This window comes from Neorhizobium petrolearium, assembly GCF_029854435.1.
Classification (GTDB): domain Bacteria; phylum Pseudomonadota; class Alphaproteobacteria; order Rhizobiales; family Rhizobiaceae; genus Neorhizobium; species Neorhizobium petrolearium.
Window position 1 is genome coordinate 3,500,633 of record NZ_CP123000.1, and the last position, 21,398, is coordinate 3,522,030.

The 21,398-nt window shown below is 60.3% G+C and carries 20 protein-coding genes; 7 read left to right on the forward strand and 13 right to left on the reverse strand.

Annotated elements, in window-relative coordinates:
• The first annotated feature begins 6 nt into the window (after positions 1-6).
• Positions 7-513, forward strand: a complete 507-nt coding sequence (locus tag QEO92_RS17290; RefSeq protein WP_052183039.1) for a DUF2380 domain-containing protein — start codon at positions 7-9, stop codon at positions 511-513.
• Positions 514-518: 5 nt separating this feature from the next.
• Here the strand turns inward: QEO92_RS17290 and QEO92_RS17295 are convergent, their stop codons facing one another.
• The 9 genes from QEO92_RS17295 to QEO92_RS17335 all read right to left on the reverse strand — a co-directional run bounded on the left by QEO92_RS17295 (position 519) and on the right by QEO92_RS17335 (position 10,264).
• Positions 519-905: an ester cyclase gene (locus tag QEO92_RS17295; RefSeq protein WP_227703837.1), complete on the reverse strand. Its 387-nt coding sequence runs from the start codon at positions 903-905 to the stop codon at positions 519-521.
• The gene (locus QEO92_RS17300) at positions 898-2,484 is read right to left on the reverse strand and encodes an FGGY-family carbohydrate kinase (protein ID WP_227703838.1); all 1,587 of its coding nucleotides are present in this window, start codon (positions 2,482-2,484) and stop codon (positions 898-900) included. Before QEO92_RS17300 ends, QEO92_RS17295 begins: the two co-directional genes overlap by 8 nt.
• 57 nt (positions 2,485-2,541) lie before the next feature.
• Positions 2,542-3,243: an HAD family hydrolase gene (locus tag QEO92_RS17305; protein ID WP_407721469.1), complete on the reverse strand. Its 702-nt coding sequence runs from the start codon at positions 3,241-3,243 to the stop codon at positions 2,542-2,544.
• A gap of 16 nt (positions 3,244-3,259) precedes the next feature.
• Positions 3,260-4,741 (reverse strand): mannitol dehydrogenase family protein, encoded by a 1,482-nt coding sequence (locus tag QEO92_RS17310; RefSeq protein WP_227703839.1) that lies wholly within the window; start codon positions 4,739-4,741, stop codon positions 3,260-3,262.
• A gap of 223 nt (positions 4,742-4,964) precedes the next feature.
• Entirely contained in the window at positions 4,965-5,969 is a 1,005-nt protein-coding gene (locus tag QEO92_RS17315) for an ABC transporter ATP-binding protein (RefSeq protein WP_227703840.1), read from the reverse strand.
• Positions 5,970-5,981: 12 nt separating this feature from the next.
• Positions 5,982-6,806 (reverse strand): carbohydrate ABC transporter permease, encoded by an 825-nt coding sequence (locus tag QEO92_RS17320; RefSeq protein WP_227703841.1) that lies wholly within the window; start codon positions 6,804-6,806, stop codon positions 5,982-5,984.
• A 10-nt stretch (positions 6,807-6,816) separates the two neighbouring features.
• Entirely contained in the window at positions 6,817-7,689 is an 873-nt protein-coding gene (locus QEO92_RS17325; protein WP_227703842.1) for a carbohydrate ABC transporter permease, read from the reverse strand.
• Between the two features lie 148 nt (positions 7,690-7,837).
• Positions 7,838-9,163 (reverse strand): ABC transporter substrate-binding protein, encoded by a 1,326-nt coding sequence (locus tag QEO92_RS17330; protein ID WP_227703843.1) that lies wholly within the window; start codon positions 9,161-9,163, stop codon positions 7,838-7,840.
• Between the two features lie 147 nt (positions 9,164-9,310).
• Positions 9,311-10,264, reverse strand: coding sequence for a sugar-binding transcriptional regulator (locus QEO92_RS17335; protein ID WP_227703844.1), 954 nt, complete (start codon positions 10,262-10,264; stop codon positions 9,311-9,313).
• Positions 10,265-10,559: 295 nt separating this feature from the next.
• On the opposite strand from QEO92_RS17335, the gene QEO92_RS33260 reads away from it, so the two are divergent.
• Both QEO92_RS33260 and QEO92_RS17340 read left to right on the forward strand, forming a co-directional pair.
• Positions 10,560-10,910, forward strand: coding sequence for a nucleotidyltransferase family protein (locus tag QEO92_RS33260; protein ID WP_081952937.1), 351 nt, complete (start codon positions 10,560-10,562; stop codon positions 10,908-10,910).
• Complete coding sequence (locus QEO92_RS17340) at positions 10,910-11,434, forward strand: HEPN domain-containing protein (RefSeq protein WP_037155703.1); 525 nt, start codon at positions 10,910-10,912, stop codon at positions 11,432-11,434. The genes QEO92_RS33260 and QEO92_RS17340 overlap by 1 nt, the downstream gene beginning before the upstream one ends.
• An 18-nt stretch (positions 11,435-11,452) precedes the next feature.
• On the opposite strand, the gene QEO92_RS17345 is transcribed toward QEO92_RS17340, so the two are convergent.
• Both QEO92_RS17345 and QEO92_RS17350 read right to left on the reverse strand, forming a co-directional pair.
• On the reverse strand, positions 11,453-13,300 hold the full coding sequence (locus QEO92_RS17345; RefSeq protein WP_227703845.1) for an ABC transporter ATP-binding protein: 1,848 nt from the start codon (positions 13,298-13,300) through the stop codon (positions 11,453-11,455).
• A 21-nt stretch (positions 13,301-13,321) separates the two neighbouring features.
• The gene (locus QEO92_RS17350) at positions 13,322-14,485 is read right to left on the reverse strand and encodes a M20 aminoacylase family protein (RefSeq protein WP_227703846.1); all 1,164 of its coding nucleotides are present in this window, start codon (positions 14,483-14,485) and stop codon (positions 13,322-13,324) included.
• A 324-nt stretch (positions 14,486-14,809) separates the two neighbouring features.
• On the opposite strand from QEO92_RS17350, the gene QEO92_RS17355 reads away from it, so the two are divergent.
• From QEO92_RS17355 to QEO92_RS17370, 4 genes are all read left to right on the forward strand, one after another.
• Entirely contained in the window at positions 14,810-16,516 is a 1,707-nt protein-coding gene (locus tag QEO92_RS17355) for a peptide ABC transporter substrate-binding protein (protein WP_227703847.1), read from the forward strand.
• Positions 16,517-16,590: 74 nt separating this feature from the next.
• A complete protein-coding gene (locus tag QEO92_RS17360) occupies positions 16,591-17,601 on the forward strand; it encodes an ABC transporter permease (protein ID WP_037154596.1) in 1,011 nt (336 codons plus the stop codon).
• Complete coding sequence (locus QEO92_RS17365; protein ID WP_037154599.1) at positions 17,594-18,520, forward strand: ABC transporter permease; 927 nt, start codon at positions 17,594-17,596, stop codon at positions 18,518-18,520. Before QEO92_RS17360 ends, QEO92_RS17365 begins: the two co-directional genes overlap by 8 nt.
• A 149-nt stretch (positions 18,521-18,669) precedes the next feature.
• Positions 18,670-18,867 (forward strand): CsbD family protein, encoded by a 198-nt coding sequence (locus tag QEO92_RS17370; RefSeq protein ID WP_037154602.1) that lies wholly within the window; start codon positions 18,670-18,672, stop codon positions 18,865-18,867.
• 303 nt (positions 18,868-19,170) lie between these two features.
• Here QEO92_RS17370 and QEO92_RS17375 read toward each other — a convergent pair whose 3' ends face one another.
• Complete coding sequence (locus QEO92_RS17375) at positions 19,171-20,130, reverse strand: sensor histidine kinase (RefSeq protein ID WP_280107455.1); 960 nt, start codon at positions 20,128-20,130, stop codon at positions 19,171-19,173.
• A gap of 359 nt (positions 20,131-20,489) precedes the next feature.
• Positions 20,490-21,284, reverse strand: coding sequence for a response regulator (locus QEO92_RS17380; protein ID WP_037154607.1), 795 nt, complete (start codon positions 21,282-21,284; stop codon positions 20,490-20,492).
• Between the last annotated feature and the right edge of the window lie 114 nt (positions 21,285-21,398).

The window sequence follows — 21,398 nt, forward strand, 5'->3', positions numbered from 1 at the left end:
GAGACCATGCGCCTTCGCATATTGACTGTCCTGATGACGCTGCTTGCGGGCACCTGCGCATTTGCGCAGGCCGAGCAGACAAAGCGGATGTCGATCGAGGTATTTCCCTTCGAACTGGAAGATAAGAGCGCCGGAGCGGGAATAATCCCACCGGATGAACACGACAGGCGCTATCTGTCCGAATCCGCTCGGGTTGCGAAGGACATGCTCTCCCAATCGGGGCGCTTCACGATCATAGAGGCGCAGGCCGGGAATGAGCAGCCGGCGGCGCCGCACGGTTTGCGCAACTGTGGCGGCTGTGAAGGCAAGATTGCCAAGGAGCACGGCGCGTCCCTTGCTCTGCTGGGCGTCGTCACCCGCGTCAACCGGACCGAGCATACGATGTTCATCCGCATCCTTGACGCTGAAACCGGCAAGCCCGTTTCGGTGGGTTTCACCGATCTGCGCATGGGCGCGAACTACGCCTGGCCCCGCTCCGTGAAATGGCTGATGACGAACCGGATCCTGCCGTAGAGCGGCTAAAGCTGAGCCTCGATGGCCGCCTTGTCGATGACCGACCAGACTTCCGCGATCTTTTCCGCCTGAAACCGGTAGAAGACGTTTTCGGCAAACGCCACCCTCTTCCCATGGACGTCGAGGCCGAGAAACGCCCCCTTGGGCGTGCAGTCGAACGCAAGCCTGCTCGCTACATGCGGCGGATCGCACACGAGCAGCTCGATGTCGAAATGCAGGTCCGGAATTTGCTCGAAGTCCCGTGTCAGCATATCCCGATAACCGGAAATGCCGAGCTGCCGGCCATTATGGATAACCTCATCGTCGACGAAGCGATCGAGGCTGTCCCAGTCCTGGCTATTCAGGCAGGCAATGTATGCGCGGTAGATGCCGGAAAGTTTGATCTCATTCATTACCAATCCCCCGCAGCTCCTCCCGGTGCCGGATCATCGCGAGGAACCGCCGATAGTCCCGGCCATACTGCTCCGTCCGGGCGGGGTTCGGCAGCCGCTCGGTGCCGCCACCGTCCATCGCCTGGCCGGCATCGAACAGGCTGCCGTGCACGCCGCCCGCGACCGCAGCCGCCATCGCCGTGCCGAGCAGAACGGCGTCGCGGGTTTCGGGGATCACGACCTTGCAGCCGGTGACGTCCGCATAGAGTTCGACGAGCAGCGGGTTGTTCACATGCCCGCCGGTGACATGCAGGATCTCGAAGCGGTAGCCGTAATCCGAGATCGCGTCCAGGATATGCCGGATCCCGAGCGCGACTGCCACGCAGCTCCGCCAGTAGAGCCTGCAGAGCCCGTCAAAGGACGTGTCGAGCGTCAGCCCGCTGATCACGCCGGTCGCGTGCGGATCGGCAAGCGGCGAGCGGTTGCCGTGAAAGTCCGGCAGGATATGCAGGTTGGGAGCGATGTCGCCCTCGTTCTCGGCGCGCAGCTCGCCGATACGGGCGATGATCCGGCCATGCAGTTCCGCCGTCGGCTCGCCGCCGGCCGCGTGCATGCGGACGATATGGTCGAGCAGCGCGCCGGCCGCCGACTGGCCGCCCTCGACAAGCCAGTGACCGGGCAGGATCGCCTCGTAATAGGGGCCCCACAGGCTGCGGCCGGGCTTGGCATCCTTCGCGAAGGCGACGATGCAGCTCGACGTACCGCCGATCAGGGCGACGCTGGTTTCCAGCTTGCTGGCTCCGGAAACGCCACCAAGAACCCCGAAAGCGCCGGCATAGGCATCGATCATGCCCGGCGCCACCTGCACGCCGGTATCGAGGCCGAGTTCTTCGGCAGCCTGCGGGCTGAGCCTTCCCATGCTCGTCCCCACCCCTATCGTATCTTCCGGCAGACTGCCCTTTTCCAGAAGATCATCAAGACCGGCAAGCGCCAGGTAATCCGCACTCCAGCCCGGATTCTCATGGGCGAGATAGTTCCACTTTGCCGTCAGCGTGCAGCGCGAGCGGGCCGGTGAGCCGGTCGCCTTCCAGGTCAGGAAATCCGCAAGGTCGAAGAAATACCCTGCCCTCGCCCAGCTTCGCGGCAGGTTCTTCTTCAGCCACATCAGCTTAGGCATTTCCATCTCGGGCGACAGCGAGCCGCCGGAGAATTCCAGCACCTTGTGTCCGGTAGCGGAAAGCTGGTCGGCCTCCCTGATGGCCCGGTGGTCGAGCCAGACGATCGTGTCCTGGCTGTCCTTGCCGCTAGTGGAGACGCTAAGCTGCGCGCCCCCGCGGTCGCGGGCGACGAGCGAGCAGGTGGCGTCGAAACCGATCGCGGCGACTTGCGAAGCCTGAATGCCGGCCTCGGCCATCGCCTCCCGCACCGAGCGGCAGGTGGCGGCCCAGATGTCCTCGGAATCGTGTTCGGCGTGGTTCTCCTTCGGGCGGAACATCAGGATCGGGTGCTTCGCCTTGGCGAGCAGATGCCCGTTGCGGTCAAACACCCCGGCGCGTGCGCTGCCGGTGCCGATGTCGACCGCAACCAAGTGATCACGCATCCGGATTTGTTTCCTGTCCCTCAAGTTCGCCTCAGTCGGCCCCGACGCGCAGCGCGGTTACCAGAAAGCCGATCCTCCGCGATCCTCTATATGTTTTTGGACAAGGTGGATCAAATCCGGCATGGCGTCAAACACGACTTCCGGCGAAAGCGCGTCGATCCGCTCCCGGTAGCCGGGAGTGCCGGCATGCGAACCGCCGACAAAGGCGAAGACCGCCATGCCGGCGCGATGCCCCGCTTCAATGCCGGCGGGGCTGTCTTCGATGACGATGCAGTTTTGCGGATCGGCGCCCATCTGACTCGCCGCATGCAGGAAAAGGTCGGGTGCGGGCTTGCCGCGCGCCACCATGGCGGCGGAGAAGATGTTCGGCTCCAGTCTGCCGATAAGACCGGTGATCGAAAGCGACAGGCGGATACGTTCCGGCTGGCTGGACGAAGCCACGCAACGGCGAAAGCTCAGGGCATCCAGCGTTTCGGCAATGCCCGGCATCGGCTTGAGCTCGGCACGGAAGCGCGCATAGAGTTCTTGGCGCATGCCTTCGAGAAAGCTCTCGTCGGCATCGATGCCGAACTCCTCGCGTATGGTGCGTGTGACGGTGCCGAGGCTGCGGCCGAGGAAATGGCGATAGGCCTCCGCCTCATCCATTTCGAGGCCCTTGCTGCGAAGCCCGTCGAGCAGCACGCGGATCGAGACGGTTTCGCTATCGACCAGCACTCCGTCGCAATCGAAGATCACCAATGGCCCTGCCGTCTGCAGCACGTGTCCTGCCTGCCCGTTATTTGACGAGTTCACCCGAAAGATAAAGTTCGAGCGTCTTCGCCGTCCCCTCTTTCCAGAGCGTCGCAAGCGCATGAGCGAAGCGCTTCCGGAACAGCTCGGAATTCGAAACTTCCCCAAAAATCTCGTCGAAGGCAAGGAAGGCCTCCGGATTATCCTTGGCCTCCAACGCCGCCGCATGCAGCTTGTCGGCGCTCGCATCGTTGAAGACGATCTCTCTGCCGCTGTCGGACGTGCCGGCAAAGTAACGGCACCACAGCGCCGAGACGAGCGACAGGCCGACGATCTCGAGACCCTTGGCAAGCCGGTCGCGGGTGGAAGGCAGGATGAACTTCGGCTGGCGATTGGAACCATCCTGGGCAAGCCGCGGAATGGTGTCGCCGATCTTCGGATTGAGGAAACGGTGCTCGATTAGCGCGAAATAGTCATGGAGGTTTGTGTCCGGCACCGGCGGGATGATCGGGATGATCTCGTCCGTTTCGAGCTTCGCGAGGAAGGCGCGGATCAGCGGATGCTCCATCGCCTCATGGACGAAATGGATGTCGAGCAGAGCGGCCGGATAGGCGATCGCCGCATGGCCGCCGTTCAGGATGCGGATCTTCATCAGCTCGTAGGGAGCCACATCCGGCACGAACTGGACACCCACCTCTTCCAGCCGCGGACGCCCGGCAGGAAACTTGTCCTCCATCACCCATTGCTTGAACTCTTCGCAGAAGACCGGCCAGTTGTCGTCGATATTGAAGTCGTTCCTGAGGATGTCGATCTCGCGCTGTCCGGTGGCCGGCGTGATCCGGTCGACCATCGAATTCGGAAACGCGACGTTCTGGTGGATCCAGCGGGCGAAGTCCGGGTCGGAAAGCCTGGCGAGGCCGATAACGGCGTTTTCCGTGACCTCGCCGTTTCCGGGAATGTTGTCGCAGGACATGATGGTGAAGGGAGGTACTCCCCTCGCCTTGCGCTCCTTGAGTCCGGCGAGGATAAGGCCGAACACGGTCTCCGGGTTTTGCGGGTTGCTGGCATCCGCGGCGATCGCCGGATGGGCCGGGTTGAACTGGCCCGAGGCATCGATGAAATAGCCACCTTCAGTGATTGTCATCGAAACGATGCGGATCGCCGGATCGGCGAGTTTTTCGATCAGCGCCTCTTTTTGGTCGGGCGCAATGATATCCACCATCGGCGCAGTGATGCGGGCGGCGGTCCTGTTGTTGTCCTGTTCGACGACGGTGGTCAGGAAATCCTGGGCTTTCAGCTTCTCGCGCATGGCTGCATCGGACGGCATGACGCCGGCGCCGATGATCGCAAAGTCGTGGTCCTTGCCGGTATTGAACAAATCATCGAGATAGACAGCCTGATGCGCCCGGTGGAAATTGCCGACGCCGAAATGCACGATGCCGCCTGTCAGGTTCTTCGGATCATAGGCCGGCACGGCGGCGGTTGCCGCAGCGTCTTTCAAGCTCGCCAGCGAAAGCTTCACAGTCATTGTCTTATACTCCGGTGCGGCCCAAGAAATCCCAGGCCAGATAAATCAGACCAACACTCCGACCTCGATCGCAAGGCCCCGGTTTGATGGCACGTTGCACTCCCTTGCCGTCATCCTCGGGCTTGTCCCGAGGATCTATCCACGTCGAGACTATCGGACCGTTTGCAGATGCTCGGGACAAGCCCGAGCATGACGACGGAACATTCGCAGCCTCGTCACAACCTCAGGCCTTGATCGCCAACCCCTTGTCATCGAAACGGTGCAGCTTGGTCTCGTCGGGTATGAGATGAATGCGGTCGCCGTATTGCGCGCCGAATTCACCGTCGCATCGTGCAGTGATCTGGCCGATGCCATCGACATCGAGATGCAGGAAAGTGTCGGCGCCGAGATGTTCCGCAACCTTCACCGTACCGGTCCAGACACCGCTGTCCTTCGACAAGCCAAGGTGTTCCGGCCGAATGCCGACGGTCCTGGCACCCTTCGACTGCGCAAAGGTGCCCTCGATGAAGTTCATTCGCGGCGAGCCGATGAAGCCTGCAACGAAGAGATTGCGAGGGGTGCGGTAGAGGTCGAGCGGCGAGCCGACCTGCTCGATATTGCCGCGGTTCAAAACGACGATCTTGTCGGCCATGGTCATGGCCTCCACCTGGTCGTGAGTGACGTAGACCATCGTCGTCTTCAATTGATGGTGCAGATCGCTGATCTCGAGACGCATCGTGCCACGCAATGCCGCATCGAGATTCGACAACGGCTCGTCGAACAGGAAGGCGGACGGTTCACGCACGATGGCGCGGCCGATCGCGACGCGCTGGCGCTGGCCGCCCGAAAGTTGCGAGGGGCGGCGCTCAAGGTAGTCGGTGAGGTTCAGCACCCGCGCCGCATCCGCAACCTTCTTGTCGATGATGGCTTTGTCGGCCTTCGCCATCTTGAGCGGGAATGCGATGTTGTTCCTGACACTCATATGCGGATAGAGCGCATAGGATTGAAACACCATTGCCAGACCGCGTTCGGCCGGCGCTGCCGCCGTCACGTCCTTACCATCGATCAGGATGTTGCCGCCGGAAACATCTTCCAGACCCGCAATGAGGCGCAAGAGCGTGGATTTGCCACAACCCGAAGGACCGACGAAGACGACGAATTCGCCATCGGTGATGTCGAGGTCGATCGAAGGGATGACCTTCGCCTCGCCAAAAACCTTCGACACGTTTTTGAGGGTTATGCTGCCCATATCTTTCTTCCCCTACTTAACCGCGCCGAAGGTGAGGCCGCGAACGAGTTGTTTCTGAGAGAACCAGCCGAGGATGAGGATCGGCGCGATCGCCATGGTGGAGGCTGCCGAAAGCTTCGCCCAGAAGAGACCTTGAGGGCTGGAGAACGAGGCGATGAAGGCCGTCAGCGGCGCCGCATTGGTGGTCGTCAGCCGGATCGTCCAGAAGGACTCGTTCCAGGCCAGGATGATGTTGAGGAGCAGCGTCGAGGCGATGCCGGGCACCGCCATCGGCGTCAGCACGTAGACGATCTCCTGCCAGAGACCGGCACCGTCCATCCGCGCCGCTTCCAGAATCTCGCCGGGGATCTCGCGGAAATAGGTGTAGAGCATCCACACCACGATCGGCAGGTTGATCAGCATCAGCATGACGGTGAGCCCGATGCGGCTGTCAAGCAGGCCGAAATCGCGGAACATCAGGTAGATCGGCACCAGGACGGCGACCGCCGGCATCATCTTCGTAGAGAGCATCCACATCAGGATGTCCTTGGTGCGCCTGGTCGGCGAAAACGCCATCGCCCAGGCGGCGGGGATCGCGATGATCAGCGCCAGGACGGTCGACCCGACCGAAATGATCACCGAGTTCAGGAACGGCTTGAGGTAGTCGCGCTGCGTCTGAACCGTGATGTAGTTCTCGAATGTGCCGGATGGGATGAGGCTGAAACCCGCAATCGCTTCCGGCTCCGTCTTTATGCTGGTGATCAGCGTGTAGAGGATCGGGAAGAAGATGAGGAGCGCAACAAGCCAGGCAAAGACCGTGGCGGTGATCTTGTGTCTTGTGGTGACTGCACGTGCCATGGTCTTGCTCCTACCGGTCCAGATTTCTGCCGACCGCGCGCATCAGGAAGATCGCGACGATATTGGCGAGTATGACCGCAATGATGCCGCCCGCCGAGGCTCCACCGACGTCGTAGCCGAGCAGCGCCGTGCGGTAGATCAGGAAGGCGAGGTTGGTGGAGGCGTAACCGGGGCCGCCATTGGTGGTCACGAGGATTTCCGCATAGACGCCAAGCAGGAAGATCGTCTGGATCAGGATGACGACCGTGATGGCACGGGCGAGATGCGGCAGCGTCAGGTAGATGAAGCGATTGACGAAATTGGCGCCGTCCATTTCCGCCGCCTCCTTCTGCTCGCTGTCGAGCGATTGCAGCGCGGTGAGCAGGATCAGCGTCGCGAACGGCAGCCACTGCCAGGCGACGATGACGACGATCGAGAAAAGCGGATATTGCGCGAACCAGTCGATCGGGCGAAGGCCGAAGAACTTGGCAATATCGGCCAGCACGCCATAGCCCGGATGCATGATCATGTTCTTCCAGATCAGCGCCGCAACCGGCGGCATGACGAAGAAGGGCGAGATGACCAGGATACGCACGATCCCCTGCCCGAAGATCGGCTGGTCGAGAAGGAGCGCGATCGCGATGCCGCCGACGACGGTGATCAGGAGCACGCCGCCAACGATCACCAGAGTGTTCCAGATCGACTGGAAGAAGGCGGGATCGGTGTAGAAGAACTGGTAATTGAAGAGACCGGCGAAGCTCACATTGGCGGGGTTGAGCAGATTGTAGTTCTGGAACGAGAACCACAACGTCATTGCCAGGGGAACGATCATCCAGATCAGAAGAAGCAGAACGGAGGGCGCCATCATCAGGCGTGCCAACGTCTTGGTGTTCTGCGTAGCCATGTCGACGCCCTCCCTGATAGTCCCTGCGCCTTTTCTTTGCGGGATGAGAAGGACGCAGGATTCCAAGTTTCTTGTTATTTCGGCGATTTACCTGAGATCTCGGCCGCCCGGGGAGACAGGGGTACCGGGCGGCCGATGCTCGGGAGGATTACTTGATGTAACCGGCGCGCATCATCTCACGCTTGGTGGCGGTCTGCGCCTGGGCGAGCGCATCGTCGACCGAGGACTGGCCGGCGATGACAGCCGAGAAGAGCTGTCCGACATTCGTGCCGATCGCCTGGAATTCCGGGATCGCCACGAACTGGCCGCCCGTATAGGGCACCGGCTTGACGGTCGGCTTGGTGATGTCGGCCGCATTCATGGCCGCCAGCGTCGGTTCGGCAAAAGGCGCCGCCTTCTTGTATTCCTCGTTCTCATAAAGCGAGGTGCGTGTGCCCGGAGGAACGTTCGCCCAGCCTTCCTTGGAGGCAACGAGCTGGGTATATTCCTTGCTGGTCGCCCAGGAGATGAACTTCTGGGCCGCTTCCGCCTTGGTCGACGATGTCGGCACGGCAAGGTTCCACGACCACAGCCAGTTGCCGTGGTTGTCGACGCCTTCCTTGGTCGGGAAGATCGCATAGCCGACCTTGTCCGCAACCGTCGAGTTCTTCGGGTCGGACACGAACGACGCGGCGACGGTGGCGTCCATCCACATGCCGCATTTGCCTTGCTGGAAGAGCGTCAGGTTTTCGTTGAAGCCGTTCGAGGAGGCGCCGGACGGACCGGCATCCTTCATCAGGTCGACATAGAACTGCAGCGCATCCTTCCATTCCGGCTGATCGAACTGCGGGTTCCACTTTTCATCGAACCAGCGGCCGCCGTAGGAATTGGCAAGCGCCGTGACGAATGCCATGTTCTCGCCCCACCCGGCCTTGCCGCGCAGGCAGATGCCGTTGATGTCGGCGGAACGGTCGGTGATCTTGCGGGCCGCCTCGCCGATGAATTTCCAGGTCGGGCTTTCCGGCATCGTAAGGCCGGCCTTCTCGAACAGGTCCTTGCGATACATGATCATCGCCGACTCGCCGTAGAACGGCGCGGCATAGAGCTTGCCATCCACCGTCAGGCCGCCGCGGATCGCCGGCAGAAGGTCGTCGACGTCATAAGCGTCGCCGAGCCCGCTCAGCTCCAGCAGCCAGCCCTGCTTGGCCCAGATCGGCACTTCGTAATTGCCGATCGTCATGATGTCGTATTGGCCGCCCTTGGTGGCGATGTCGGTGGTGACGCGCTCGCGGAGCACGTTTTCTTCCAGCGTGACCCAGTTGACCTGGATATCCGGGTTGGCCTTGGTGAACTCCGAGGTCAGGCCCTGCATGCGGACCATGTCGCCGTTGTTGACCGTCGCGATCGTGAGAGTTTCGGCCGAAGCCCCGGTGGAAAAAATCCCGGCAAACGCCAGCGCCGAGCAGGCGCCCAGCAAAACCGTCTTCAATGTCATATCTTCCTCCCGAGAAGATTGGATGCGAGCATTCGCTTTGCTCGTGAGCAATTACTCACAGAATGTCGCAAAAAGTCAATCAACTTTCGTCGCTGCACTGCAACGGACATAGGGCATGCCATTGATTTGACAAGGAATAATTTTTGCTCAGTCAGCGAGCAAATGCTCTGCGGTCACTTCGTCGGTGATGATACCGTTGATGATATGCCCCTTGAGCGCGGCGGAAATCGCGGCGAGCTTCTTCTTGCCCTGAGCGATTCCGATGACCGCGGATGTCTCCCGCGAGGGGATGGGAACGCTGGCGACCCGGTCGTTGATCGCGTCGCCGAGCAGCCGCCCCTCTTGATCGTAGACCCAGCCGCAGATTTCGCCGGCCGCACCGCCCTCGACCAGTTTCAGCATCTCTTCCTTGCCGAGGAAGCCGTCGACGCAGAGCGGACCATCGACGCCGAGCTCGCCGATGCCGACGAAGGTCACGTCCGCCTGTGCGCCGAGCTTGAGCGTCGAGCGCACCAGCGCCTGGTCGTGCAGGGTCTCCCGCTCTTCGGCGGATGAACAGAGAACCGGCAGCGGCATCGGGAAATGCCGCGCCTTGATGGCGTCGGCCATCGAGAAGATGACGTTGTAGAAGGCGGCCGAACCGTCCGGGCCGATATTGCCGGTGAGCGACACGATACGGTGCTGCGGGCATTCCATCGGCGGCAACTGGTCGACGGCGGCCTTCAGCGTGCGGCCCGTGCCGATGGCGACGATGATCGGGTCCGGCCGCTTCAGCCAGCGTTCGATCTCGGCGGCAGCCGCTTCGGCGATCCCGACTGTCGTCGAAACACCGGCCGGATCGCTCGGCACCACTTCGACATGCTTGAGGTCGTATTTCTTCCTCAAGGCCTCAGCGAGTTCCAGACAGGCGGAAATCGGATGGTCGAGCCGCACCTTGATAAGCCGTTCGGCCACGGCGAGCGACACCAGCCGCTGCGCCGACTGCCTCGATATGCTCATGGCCGCGGCAATCTCGTCCTGGGTGCGCCCAGCGACGTAATAGAGCCAACCGGCCCGCGCTGCATCGTCGAGCCGCCCTTGCGTATCAGACCGTTTTGCCATGACAGAAATTCTCCTCCCGGCGTTGCTGCCACGATTTCGGAGAAGTTGTCAAACGGCTGGAACAACAATAATAGGAACCGGGTATCCCTAGAAACGCATCGAAAATTCACTTATTTCCTGCGCGTGACAATTCAAACAGACGTCTCAATCCTGAAAGCTGTCAGGCGCGATCGGCCCCGCGCCATCTTTTCCGGATCATAAGATTGGAAACAAACTTAAAGAATGTTGTTAATAAGAATAATGGACTCAATGCGAACATTCTTAGTTCGAAGCCGGCAGGAGCGAACGAAGCGCGATGCACAAACATTCACTCGATCAATTGGTATCCAAGCGAGCAGCTAAACACCTTCGGTCGTTTAGGGCGGATGTTGAGAAACGGTTCGGAACGCGCGTTAAAAGCATCAAGCTATTTGGCTCAAGAGCCAGAGGTGATGCCAAGAGCAATTCTGACTACGATGTAGTTGTTTTCATTGAGAATGATGAAAGCCGCCGAGCAACCGATCATATCCTTTCCGATTTAGCTTATCCCCACGTACTTGCCGGCGTTGATATTCAGGCATTCTCTGTGCCACCAGACTTTTTGGACCGGCCACGATCACTTCCCCTCGCAATTAGCGTCCAAGAAGAGGGTATTGAGCTGCGCTAATGGCTAAAAACCTCAGTCATCCACCGAAAAAGAAAAAGACAAACAAACCTCGCAAGGAGCCTGTGACACCCATTGGTGAGGAGGTGCGTAAACACAAGGCCCGTCTCGAATTCTCCAAAAGCATCATTCACTTGAAGGAAGCTCAACGTCTTGCGGCGTGGGAGCAGGCACCGAATGCGTGCGTTCACTCAGCCTACTATGCCATGTACCACTGCGCCACAGCGGTCATTCTGGCATCTGGAGGTGTTGGAAAGAAGCTCGATGCGCCCGAAAGTCATACCCATGTCATCGAGCATTTTGGCAAGATTATTCGAAACCAACAAAAAGACCTCGAACACTTGGGTATGACTCTCAACCGGGCGCGAACCGACCGCATGATTTCTGACTATGGCCTAGTCGAAGGCGTCGACAATGAACTAGCGGCCTCTACCACGGAAGACGCGACCACATTTGTTCAAACGTGCAGGGAAGTCTGGGCACTGGAGCCATCTAGTAGCCTATTAGGGGAACTGGAGGGCCCCTAACATCCGAAAACTCCACCCCTATCCCACCTGGACGACATGCCCGTGTGAGACCTCTCGGTATTCGCGCTTGGGCGGCACATAGTTGACGGGGCGGATCGGGCTCTTGATCTCGTCGGTCGACATGTTGCGCTTGATCCGGCGGCGCGACGGATCGGGCACCGGCACGGCCGACATCAGCTTCTTCGTATAGGGATGCTGCGGGTTCTCGAACACCGCTGCCCGCGGGCCGATCTCGACGATCTCGCCGAGATACATCACCGCCACCCGGTGGCTCACCCGTTCCACCACCGCCATGTCGTGGGAGATGAACAGGAAGGCGAGGTTCAGGCTCTGCTGCAGGTCGAGCAAAAGGTTGCAGACCTGCGCCTTGATCGACACGTCGAGCGCCGACACCGCCTCGTCGGCGACGATCACCTTCGGGTCGAGCATCAGGGCGCGGGCGATCGCCACGCGCTGCCGCTGGCCGCCCGAGAACTCGTGCGGAAAACGCCGCATCATGTCGGCGGAAAGGCCCACCTTCTCCATCAGGCTCGCCGCCTTGTCGCGCGCCTGCTGCTTGGTACCGAGACTGTGCTCGATGAACGGCTCCATCACCGCCGAGCCGACGCTCATGCGCGGGTTCAATGAGGCGAACGGGTCCTGGAACACCATCTGGATCGACCGCCGCATCTGCCTCAGCGTCGACTGGTCGAGCTTCATCACCTCGTAGCCGTCGAGCGTGACGTCGCCACTGGTCGGCGTGATGAGGCGGGTGACCGAGCGGCCGGTCGTGGACTTGCCGCAGCCCGATTCGCCGACGAGCGACAGCGTCTCGCCCTCGAACAGGTTGAAGGAGACCTTCTCGACCGCATGCACGGCGCCGCTCTTGCGACCGAACAGGCCGGAATGGATGTCGAAGCGCGTCGTCAGGTCCTTGACGTCGAGGATCGGCGTCTTGCCCTTGGCGACCGTGTCGGTGACGTCGGCAAGCGGCTGCTGCTCGCCGGTTTTTATGTCGATGATCGGGAAGCGCAGCGGCAGCCTGCGGTCGCCCATCGAGCCGAGCCGCGGCACGGCCGATAGAAGTGCGCGCGTATAGGGATGCTTGCCGCGATGAAAAATGTCGCCGGTCTCGCCCGTCTCGACCGCGTCGCCACGATACATGACGATGGTGCGGTCGGCGACCTCAGCCACGACGCCCATGTCATGGGTGATGAACAGCACCGACATGCCCTCCTCTTCCTGCAGCAGCTTGATGAGGTCGAGGATCTGGCCCTGGATCGTCACATCGAGCGCCGTGGTCGGCTCGTCGGCGATCAGAAGCTTCGGTTTCGAGGCGAGCGCCATGGCGATCATCACCCGCTGCCGCATGCCGCCGGAGAACTGGTGCGGATATTCGTCGTAGCGGCTTTTGGCATTGGGGATGCGCACCTTTTCGAGCAGGCGCACGACCTCCGCCTTGGCGTCGGCCTTGGAAATGTCCTTGTGGACGGTGAGCGCCTCGGCGATCTGCTTGCCGATCGGGAAGATCGGGTTGAGCGAGGTCATCGGCTCCTGGAAGATCATCGAGATCTCGTTGCCGCGCACCTGGCGCATCTGTTCTTCCGGCAAGGACAGGAGTTCCCTGCCGTTGAGAAATACCTCGCCTTCGATACGGCTGGAATTCTTCGGCAGAAGCCGCATGATCGACAGCGAGGTGACGCTCTTGCCGGAGCCGCTCTCCCCGACGATCGCCACCGTCTCGCGCGGCGCCACGTCAAAGGAAATGTTGCGCACCACCGTGCGCCATTCATCGTTCACACGAAACGACGTGGAAAGGTTCTTCACCGACAGCACCGGCGTCACCGAACCGCCGCTCGCTTCCATCGAATTACCCGAAAGCAGCATGGAAATCTCCTTTGACCGGGATCAGGCGGCAAGCGCGGTTTCGGCGAGTGTCACCCAGTAGCTGACGCCATAGGGGATCGCCTCGTCGTTGAAGTCATAAGCTGCGTTGTGAAGGCTGGCGGTCTCGCCATTGCCGATGAAGATGAAGGCTCCGGGCCGCTTCTCCAGCATGTAGGAAAAGTCTTCCGCGCCCATATGGGGCGGCACGCCGACATGCACGGACTTCGAACCGGCAACCTTTCCGGCGACCTGGACCGCGAAATCGGTCTCGTCGTCATGGTTGAAGGTGACGGGGTAACCGCGGTTATAGACGATCTCGGCGGTCGCGCCATGGGCGATTGCGGTGGACTGTGCCACTTCGACGAGACGCTTTTCCGCAAAATCGCGGGTTTCCGGCAGCAGCGTCCGCACCGTTCCGGTCATCTTGACGAAAGCCGGAATGACGTTGCTCGCCTCCCCGCCATGGATCGATGCAACGGTGACGACGAGCGATTTCAGCGGGTCTGTCTCGCGTGAGACGAGCGATTGCAGCGCCAGTACGATATGCGAGGAGACAAGCACCGGATCGATGGACAGATGCGGCTGCGCGGCGTGGCTGCCGCGGCCGTGGACGGTAATCTCGAATGTGTCGGCGGCCGCCATGACGCCGCCCTTGCCGATCGCGAAATGCCCGACCGGCAGGCGCGGTTCGTTGTGCATGCCGTAGACTTCCTCGATGCCGAACTTTTCCATCAGGCCGTCATTGATCATCGCCAGCGCGCCTGCGCCCCCCTCTTCCGCCGGCTGGAAGATCACCGCGATCGAGCCTTTGAAATTCCGGGTTTCGGCAAGATATTGCGCGGCACCCAGCAGCATCGCGGTATGGCCATCATGGCCGCAGGAATGCGCCTTGCCCGGCGTCTTCGAAGCCCAGGGTTTGCCGCTCGTCTCGAAGATCGGCAATGCATCCATGTCGGCGCGGAAGCCGATCACCGGACCTTCGCCCTGGCTGCCTTTGATGATGCCGACGACCCCGGTCTTGCCGATGCCGGCTTCGACCATGTCGCAGCCGAAGGATCTGAGCTTTTCGGTGACGAATTTGGACGTCTCGTGAACGTCGTAGAGCAGCTCCGGATTCTGGTGCAGATGACGCCGCCATTCGGCAACCTGATCCTGCATTTCGGCGACGCGATTGATAACCGGCATATAATTCCCCATCGTGTTTTTAACTGTTTATGGTCTGGCCGGGGCGGATATTGCGACGTGAAGATGGGTTTTTGCAAGCTTCAATTTTCCCGCTTGAACGGAAAATAGGCCTATGCTTAGATGGCCCAAAATTTGGTCACGTTCGCCTGAGGCGACACGATGCAACTTGTTCCTAAGCCAGCATTTGAGGAGGATGAAGAGAGAAACATCGTGCGAAGTCAATGCGTTATGAAATGACTTCGCAATCCCGTGGCATTACAAGCCGGCGTGACCGGCGAGCCGCAAAACACAACTCATAAAAGAATGATCAAGGGGAATAGCAGCATGAAAAACCTCAAACTCCTTCTGGCCGGCACAGTTGCCGCGCTTGCTTTCGCCGGCTCTGCCGCTCATGCGGAGCGCGGTACCGACGGGGATCTCAAGATTCTGTTCTGGCAGGCGGTCTCGACCCTCAACCCGTATCTTTCCGGCGGCACCAAAGAGGTCTATTCGTCCTCGATGGTCATCGAGCCGCTGGCCCGCTACGACGAGAAGGGCGAACTTGCTCCATGGCTCGTGACCGAGATTCCGACAGTCGAAAACGGCGGCGTCTCCAAGGACATGATGAGCATGACCTGGAAGCTGAAGCCGGACGTGAAATGGTCCGACGGAACTCCGTTCACAGCCGACGATGTCGTCTTCACCTGGAAATATTGCGTCGCTCCGGATGGCGGCTGCGCCCAGAAAGCCCAGTATGAAGGCGTGACAAGCGTGGAGGCAGTCGATCCGCATACGGTCAAGATCACCTTCAGCGAGCCCAAATACTACCCCTATAGCGCGTTCGTCGGCGCTCAGTCGCCGGTGATCCAAAAGAAGCAGTTCGAAAACTGCGTCGGCGCCAAGGCTCCGGGCTGCACCTCGGCCAACTTCGGCCCGATTGGCACCGGCCCGTTCGTCGTGAAGGATTTCAAGCCGAACGACGTCATCACCTATGCAGCGAACCCCAACTATCGCGACCCGGCCAAGCCGGCCTTCGCGACCGTCACCCTCAAAGGCGGCGGAGATGCCGCATCGGCCGCCCGCGCTGTGCTGGAGACCGGCGAGTTTGACTACGGCTGGAACATGCAGGTCGAACCGGAGGTTCTCGCCACCATGCTGAAGGCCGGCAAGGGCGAACTGGTAACGGCGTTCGGCACGCAGGTCGAGCGTATCAACCTGAACTGGTACAACCCCGATCCGAAGCTCGGCGACAAGCGCTCCACCAAGGAGGCCGGCCCGCATCCGGCCCTGAAGGATCCGGCCGTGCGCCGCGCTCTTTCCATGGCGATCGACCGTAACATCATCGATGAGGCGGGCTATGGGGAGGCCGGCCGCCCCACCTGCAATATCGTTCCCGGACCGGAAGCCTACGCCTCCACGGCCAATGACTGGTGCCTGACGCAGGACGTCGAAGGCGCCAACAAGCTGCTCGACGAGGCAGGCTGGAAGAAAGGCGGCGACGGCATCCGCGCCAAGGACGGTGTGCGCCTGTCGTTCCTCTACTCGACCTCCACCAACTCGGTCCGCCAGGCGACCCAGGAACTGGTGAAGGACATGTGGTCGCAGATCGGCGTGGACGCCGAACTGCGCAACGTCAGCGCCTCGGTCTTCTTCGGCGGCGATCCGGCAAGCCCGGACACGTTCCAGAAGTTCTATGCGGACGTCGAAATGTACACCAACAACTTCGACGGCACCGACCCGGAAAAATATCTGGCGGAATGGCTCTGCGACAAGGTTCCGAGCCCGGAGAATGGCTGGCAGGGGCAGAACATCCCCCGCTACTGCAACCCGGAATACGACAAGCTGGTTGCCGAGCTCTCCAAGACGGCCGACATCGAAAAGCGGATCGAGCTTTCCAAGAAGGCCAACGACATGCTGACCGAGGAAGGTGCCCACATTCCTCTCATCTACCGCGGTCAGGTCTCCTCGCATTCGGTCTCGCTTGACGGCGTGAAGATGAATGCCTGGGACTCCGAACTGTGGAACGCCGCCGACTGGTCGCGCAAGAAGTAATGACGATCGCCGGGCCTGCCTGGAGCAGGCCCGGCGGCCGCATTTTTCTCCCGCGCTAGTCCGGAGAGGTTTCCATGTTCACATACACTTTGCGGCGATTGCTTTTCGCAATCCCGACCCTGCTGATTATCAGCTTCGTCATCTTCGCACTGCTGGACCTCGCGCCCAGCGATCCGACCGGCGACCTGCCGCTGACGATCCCGCCGGAGGTCCGCGAGCAGATCCGCGCCTCGCTCGGACTGGATCAGCCTTTCGCCATCCGCTACCTGAAATGGCTGCAGCAATTCTTCATCAACGAACCGCTCAATATTTTTGAAAGCCTGACCGGCTGGCAGGTCGGCGACGGTGATCGCATGCGGGTTCTGTCCTGGGCGACCCGAAGCCCGGTGGTCGACCTGATCGTCCAGCGCCTGCCGCAGACGCTCTGGGTCGTCGGCCTCGCCTATCTGTTCGGCGTGCTGATCGCCATTCCGATCGGCGTCATCTCCGCCTACAAGCAATATTCGATCATCGACCAGATCGGCACCTTCCTGGCGATGGTGGGTTATTCCGTACCGACCTTCTTCACAGGCGTGCTGCTCATTGTCATCTTCTCCTCCTACCTGCAATGGTTTCCGTCCGTCTATGACACGAACCTGAGGGTCACGGACTTCTCGACCTTCATCGCGCAGGTGAAGCAGATGGCGCTGCCGGTGGCGGTCCTGGCGCTCTATAACGCAGCCCAGATCACGCGTTTCGTGCGAGCATCGATGCTGGACAACCTGCATCAGGACTATGTGCGCACGGCGCGAGCCAAGGGCGTCAAGGAAAAGACGGTGCTGCTCGTTCATGTGCTGCGCAACAGCCTGATCCCGGTCGTCACGGTCATTGCCCTTGGGGTACCGACGATCTTTTCGGGCGCCATCATCACCGAGCAGATCTTTCGCGTGAATGGGCTGGGCCAGCTTCTGATCACTGCCGTACAGGGTGCTGACATTCCGCTCGTACAAACGTTGACCTTCATCTTCGCCGTGCTGATCGTACTCTTCAATCTCATCGCCGACGTGCTTTACGGCATTCTTGACCCGAGGATCCGTTATGACTGATGCGACCATAACAGCCACACCGCCGGTCAAGGCGGCGACGCCCGTCCGATCCGCCTTCGGCGACATCTGGCACCAGTTCCGCGCCCATCGGGGCGGCGTCGCCGGGCTGGTGATTTTCGTCTTCATCCTGCTCGCAGTCGTCATCGGCCCGTATATCCATCGGGTGGCGCCGAATGCGATCAACATCCGCGACAAGAACCAGTGGCCGTCGCTCGCTCATCCTTTCGGCACCGACAATCTCGGCAAGGACATGCTTGCCCAGGTGCTTGCCGGCGGTCGCATCTCGCTCGCCGTCGGCGTGACGGCCATGCTGCTTGCCCTCTTCCTCGGAACGCTGGTCGGCGTGCTCTCCGGTTATTTCCGGAGGCTCGACGGGCCGCTGATGCGCATCACCGACCTCTTCCTGGCGCTGCCGCTGTTACCGTTGCTGCTCGTCATACTGATGCTCTTCCGCGATACGCTCCGCGCGACCTTCGGCCCGGAGACCGGCATCTTCATCCTGATCGTCTTCGTGATCGGGATCACGAGCTGGATGCACACCGCCCGTATCGTCCGCGGCGATGTGCTCGCCGTCAAAAGCCAGGAGTTCATCCTGGCGGCGAAATCGAGCGGCATGCGGGAATTCCGGATCATCATCAAGCATATCCTGCCGAACGTCCTGAGCTCCATTATGGTCTCGGCGACGCTTGGCATCGCTTCCGCGATCATCACGGAATCGGCGCTGAGCTTCCTGGGCCTCGGCTTTCCCTCGGATTTCCCGACCTGGGGCCGCCTGCTCTTCGACGGCGCCAATTTCCTGCAACTGACGCCGTCGCGCGTTCTCTGGCCGGGTCTGGCGATTTCTCTCACCGTACTCAGCGTCAACTATATGGGCGATGCGATCCGCGACGCGCTCGATCCGAGGGCCCTGAAGCACTGAGCTTTGAAGCGCCTGATCCTATCCAGGTTTTGAAAATGGCGGCTCCGGCCGCCATTTTGCTTTCCGCTGTCCCTGGAACCCATAAGCCTCTGCGTCGTTTGATTCCGAGAGCGGATGTCGCTCGAAGAACGAAGAAGGAGATGAGGCAGATGAACTGGAATCAGGTTGAAGGCAATTGGGAGCAGTTCAAGGGCAAGGTCCAGAGCCAGTGGGGCAAGCTGACCGGCGACGACCTCGACGTGATCGCAGGCAACAGGAAGCAGCTTGCCGGAAAGATCCAGGAACGCTACGGCAAGGCACAGGAAGAGGCCGATCGCGAGGTGGAAGACTGGCTCCACAGGCACTAAAAAATTTTTTCCCGAACCTTCGGAACCTATTTCAAGAAGGCTCGTTATAGCATTGTTCGAAGGCGACCCCCCCGTCCCCCGCCCTACAAAAGCCTTCGGACAGACTCTTCAATCCCCCTCGAAGAGACGAACTGGCTCGGCTCCGTCAATCGGAACCGGGCCAGCTCAGTTTTGGCGAATAGCGAATAGCGAATGAATATTCTCCGATTCGCAGACCAACGGGTCGTGAAAAGGAAGCGTTTTGTCGCGAATACGGACCAGTTGCCGCAAAGACTATCCGCTATTCGCTACTCCCTATTCGCTTCACTCTCCACCGCTTTCCAGCGGGAAGACCAGCTGATAGCTGATCCTGTCACGTGAAATGACGTATTGAGCCTTGCCGTTGACGGAGGCAGGCACGACGCGCTCCAGCACCGTGCTGCCGAAATGCGATTTGAGCGCCTCTTCTTCGTCCTCATCGGATTTCCGGCTGATTTCCAGCGCCTCGTCCCAGGTGATTTCCAGCGCGTCATGACCGTTGAGCTGGGTGCGGGCGCAGGTGACATTGATGACGCGGCCGTTGCGGAGCAACGAACCGTGGCTCACCGCATTGACGATCAGCTCGTGCAGGGCAAGGCCGAGATGAAGCGAGGCATTCGGCGTAAGCAGCACGTTGTCACCATTCACGCGCACGAGGTGCGTGTTTTCGGGCAGGTATTTTTCCGTCTGCTGCTGTACCAGTTCGAAGAAATAGGCACCCCGCCAGCTGGAATCGGTGATCAGGTCCTGGGATTGCGAGAGCGAATAAAGCCTGCCGCGGAACTTGTGCAGGAAAAGCTCGAGCGAGCCGGAATAGCGGGCCGTCTGCAGCGCGATGCTTTGGATGATCGCAAGCAGGTTCTTGGAGCGGTGGCTGACTTCCCTGAGCAATGCCCTGAGCAGTCGCTCCCGATGCCGTTCCTCGGACCGGTCGATGATGGTCGTGACCAGATGCACGCCGCCCTTGGCCAATTCCACCGCCTGCACGCGGAACTCGTAGATCTGCTCGGTGCCGACGGCGATCTCGATATGCCCCTTGTTGCCTGGCTTGATGATCCCTTCCTTGAGGGTGCCCAGCTTGGCTGCAACCTCCTCGCCGAACAGGCTGAGATCGCTCGGCGTCGAGAAGTGCTCGTTGGCCCAGATGTCCGGAAGATTGGTAACGAAGAGATAGTTGCGGTGAGAATCCTGGATGATCACGCTCGCCCCCAGATCGACGAGCGCGGGCATGAAAAATTCACGCAACTTGTCATCACTCTGACCAGCTTGCTGCCATGTCAGGGGATGCACCAATTTCTCACTCCCTCTGCGGGCTCTCGGGAAAAAACGGGCGTCCGCCGAAGGGACGCCCGGTTTATGATCTCTTGTCATTTATAGATTGTCACAGATGCCGGAACAACCCGACAGGGCATCAGCATAGGTGGGAACAGAAAGAACGGAACCTGGGCGATATTGCCCACGCACCTGCAGCTCGATCGAAGCTGGCCGCGGCAGCCAGGAGCAGGAACACGACAGAGCATGATATCGCATATTTTCCTCCTTCTCGGATGCATGCCAAACGCCATCCTGCTGCGTTCGTTCCCGACCGCTTCTGCAGAGATGAATCAGGCAGCCGCCTTGACTGCCTCGTTGAAGAACAGGGCCTGGCTGATCAGCGCCTTCACCATGTCTGGATTGAACGGCTTGGTGACGAGGAAGGCGGGCTCCGGACGTTCGCCGGTCAAAAGACGTTCCGGGAAGGCGGTGATGAAGATCACCGGCACGCTGGAGGATTTCAGGATCTCATTGACGGCGTCGATGCCGGAACTGCCGTCGGCAAGCTGGATATCGGCCAGCACCATCTTCGGATGCGACGACTGGAAGAGCGAGACGGCCTCCCTGTGCGTGCGTGCGATGCCGACGACACGATGGCCGAGATCCTGCACCATCTGCTCGATATCGAGCGCGATCAGCGGTTCGTCCTCTATGATCATGATATCGGTCGCGACCTGACGCGAGATTTCGCGGGTCGCTTCCTCGAGCAGGCGGTTTACCTCCGCGACACTAACGTCCAGGACTTCCGAGGCCTCTTCTACCGTAAAGCCCTCCACCGAGATCAGCAGGAAGGCATGCCGCGCCTGCGAAGGCAAGGTAGCCAGATTGGCGGCTGCGCGCTGCTCCCATGCGAAGGGCGATTCCATCGGTCGGATATCTATATTCGTGGAACCAAAAATCGTGACGAAGAGTTTATAAAGCGAAACACGGTCCTTGGACGTTTCCGGGAATATCGAAACGTCTGCGATCAACGCTTCCAGGACCGCAGCAACATAGGCGTCTCCCGAGGTCTGCGACCCGGTGACGGCGCGTGCATATCGGCGCAAATATGGAAGGTGGGTCGCAACGCGTGTAGTTAGTGACATACAAAATCTCCCCTGATGCCCAGCGGCAATTGACCTGTTATGAACGTGATCATGCAAAAAAAGTTCCGCAAGATGGGAACTTTTTTTACTATCGTGAATTTTCCGCCCAGCAAT

What these genes read in the sequence shown, in the direction of transcription:
- QEO92_RS17290 (WP_052183039.1), top strand. Translation starts at nt 7, where the DNA reads ATGCGCCTTCGCATATTGACTGTCCTGATGACGCTGCTTGCGGGCACC.
- QEO92_RS17295 (WP_227703837.1), bottom strand. Translation starts at nt 905, where the DNA reads ATGAATGAGATCAAACTTTCCGGCATCTACCGCGCATACATTGCCTGC.
- QEO92_RS17300 (WP_227703838.1), bottom strand. Translation starts at nt 2,484, where the DNA reads ATGCGTGATCACTTGGTTGCGGTCGACATCGGCACCGGCAGCGCACGC.
- QEO92_RS17310 (WP_227703839.1), bottom strand. Translation starts at nt 4,741, where the DNA reads ATGACTGTGAAGCTTTCGCTGGCGAGCTTGAAAGACGCTGCGGCAACC.
- QEO92_RS17315 (WP_227703840.1), bottom strand. Translation starts at nt 5,969, where the DNA reads ATGGGCAGCATAACCCTCAAAAACGTGTCGAAGGTTTTTGGCGAGGCG.
- QEO92_RS17320 (WP_227703841.1), bottom strand. Translation starts at nt 6,806, where the DNA reads ATGGCACGTGCAGTCACCACAAGACACAAGATCACCGCCACGGTCTTT.
- QEO92_RS17325 (WP_227703842.1), bottom strand. Translation starts at nt 7,689, where the DNA reads ATGGCTACGCAGAACACCAAGACGTTGGCACGCCTGATGATGGCGCCC.
- QEO92_RS17330 (WP_227703843.1), bottom strand. Translation starts at nt 9,163, where the DNA reads ATGACATTGAAGACGGTTTTGCTGGGCGCCTGCTCGGCGCTGGCGTTT.
- QEO92_RS17335 (WP_227703844.1), bottom strand. Translation starts at nt 10,264, where the DNA reads ATGGCAAAACGGTCTGATACGCAAGGGCGGCTCGACGATGCAGCGCGG.
- QEO92_RS33260 (WP_081952937.1), top strand. Translation starts at nt 10,560, where the DNA reads ATGCACAAACATTCACTCGATCAATTGGTATCCAAGCGAGCAGCTAAA.
- QEO92_RS17340 (WP_037155703.1), top strand. Translation starts at nt 10,910, where the DNA reads ATGGCTAAAAACCTCAGTCATCCACCGAAAAAGAAAAAGACAAACAAA.
- QEO92_RS17345 (WP_227703845.1), bottom strand. Translation starts at nt 13,300, where the DNA reads ATGCTGCTTTCGGGTAATTCGATGGAAGCGAGCGGCGGTTCGGTGACG.
- QEO92_RS17350 (WP_227703846.1), bottom strand. Translation starts at nt 14,485, where the DNA reads ATGCCGGTTATCAATCGCGTCGCCGAAATGCAGGATCAGGTTGCCGAA.
- QEO92_RS17355 (WP_227703847.1), top strand. Translation starts at nt 14,810, where the DNA reads ATGAAAAACCTCAAACTCCTTCTGGCCGGCACAGTTGCCGCGCTTGCT.
- QEO92_RS17360 (WP_037154596.1), top strand. Translation starts at nt 16,591, where the DNA reads ATGTTCACATACACTTTGCGGCGATTGCTTTTCGCAATCCCGACCCTG.
- QEO92_RS17365 (WP_037154599.1), top strand. Translation starts at nt 17,594, where the DNA reads ATGACTGATGCGACCATAACAGCCACACCGCCGGTCAAGGCGGCGACG.
- QEO92_RS17370 (WP_037154602.1), top strand. Translation starts at nt 18,670, where the DNA reads ATGAACTGGAATCAGGTTGAAGGCAATTGGGAGCAGTTCAAGGGCAAG.
- QEO92_RS17380 (WP_037154607.1), bottom strand. Translation starts at nt 21,284, where the DNA reads ATGTCACTAACTACACGCGTTGCGACCCACCTTCCATATTTGCGCCGA.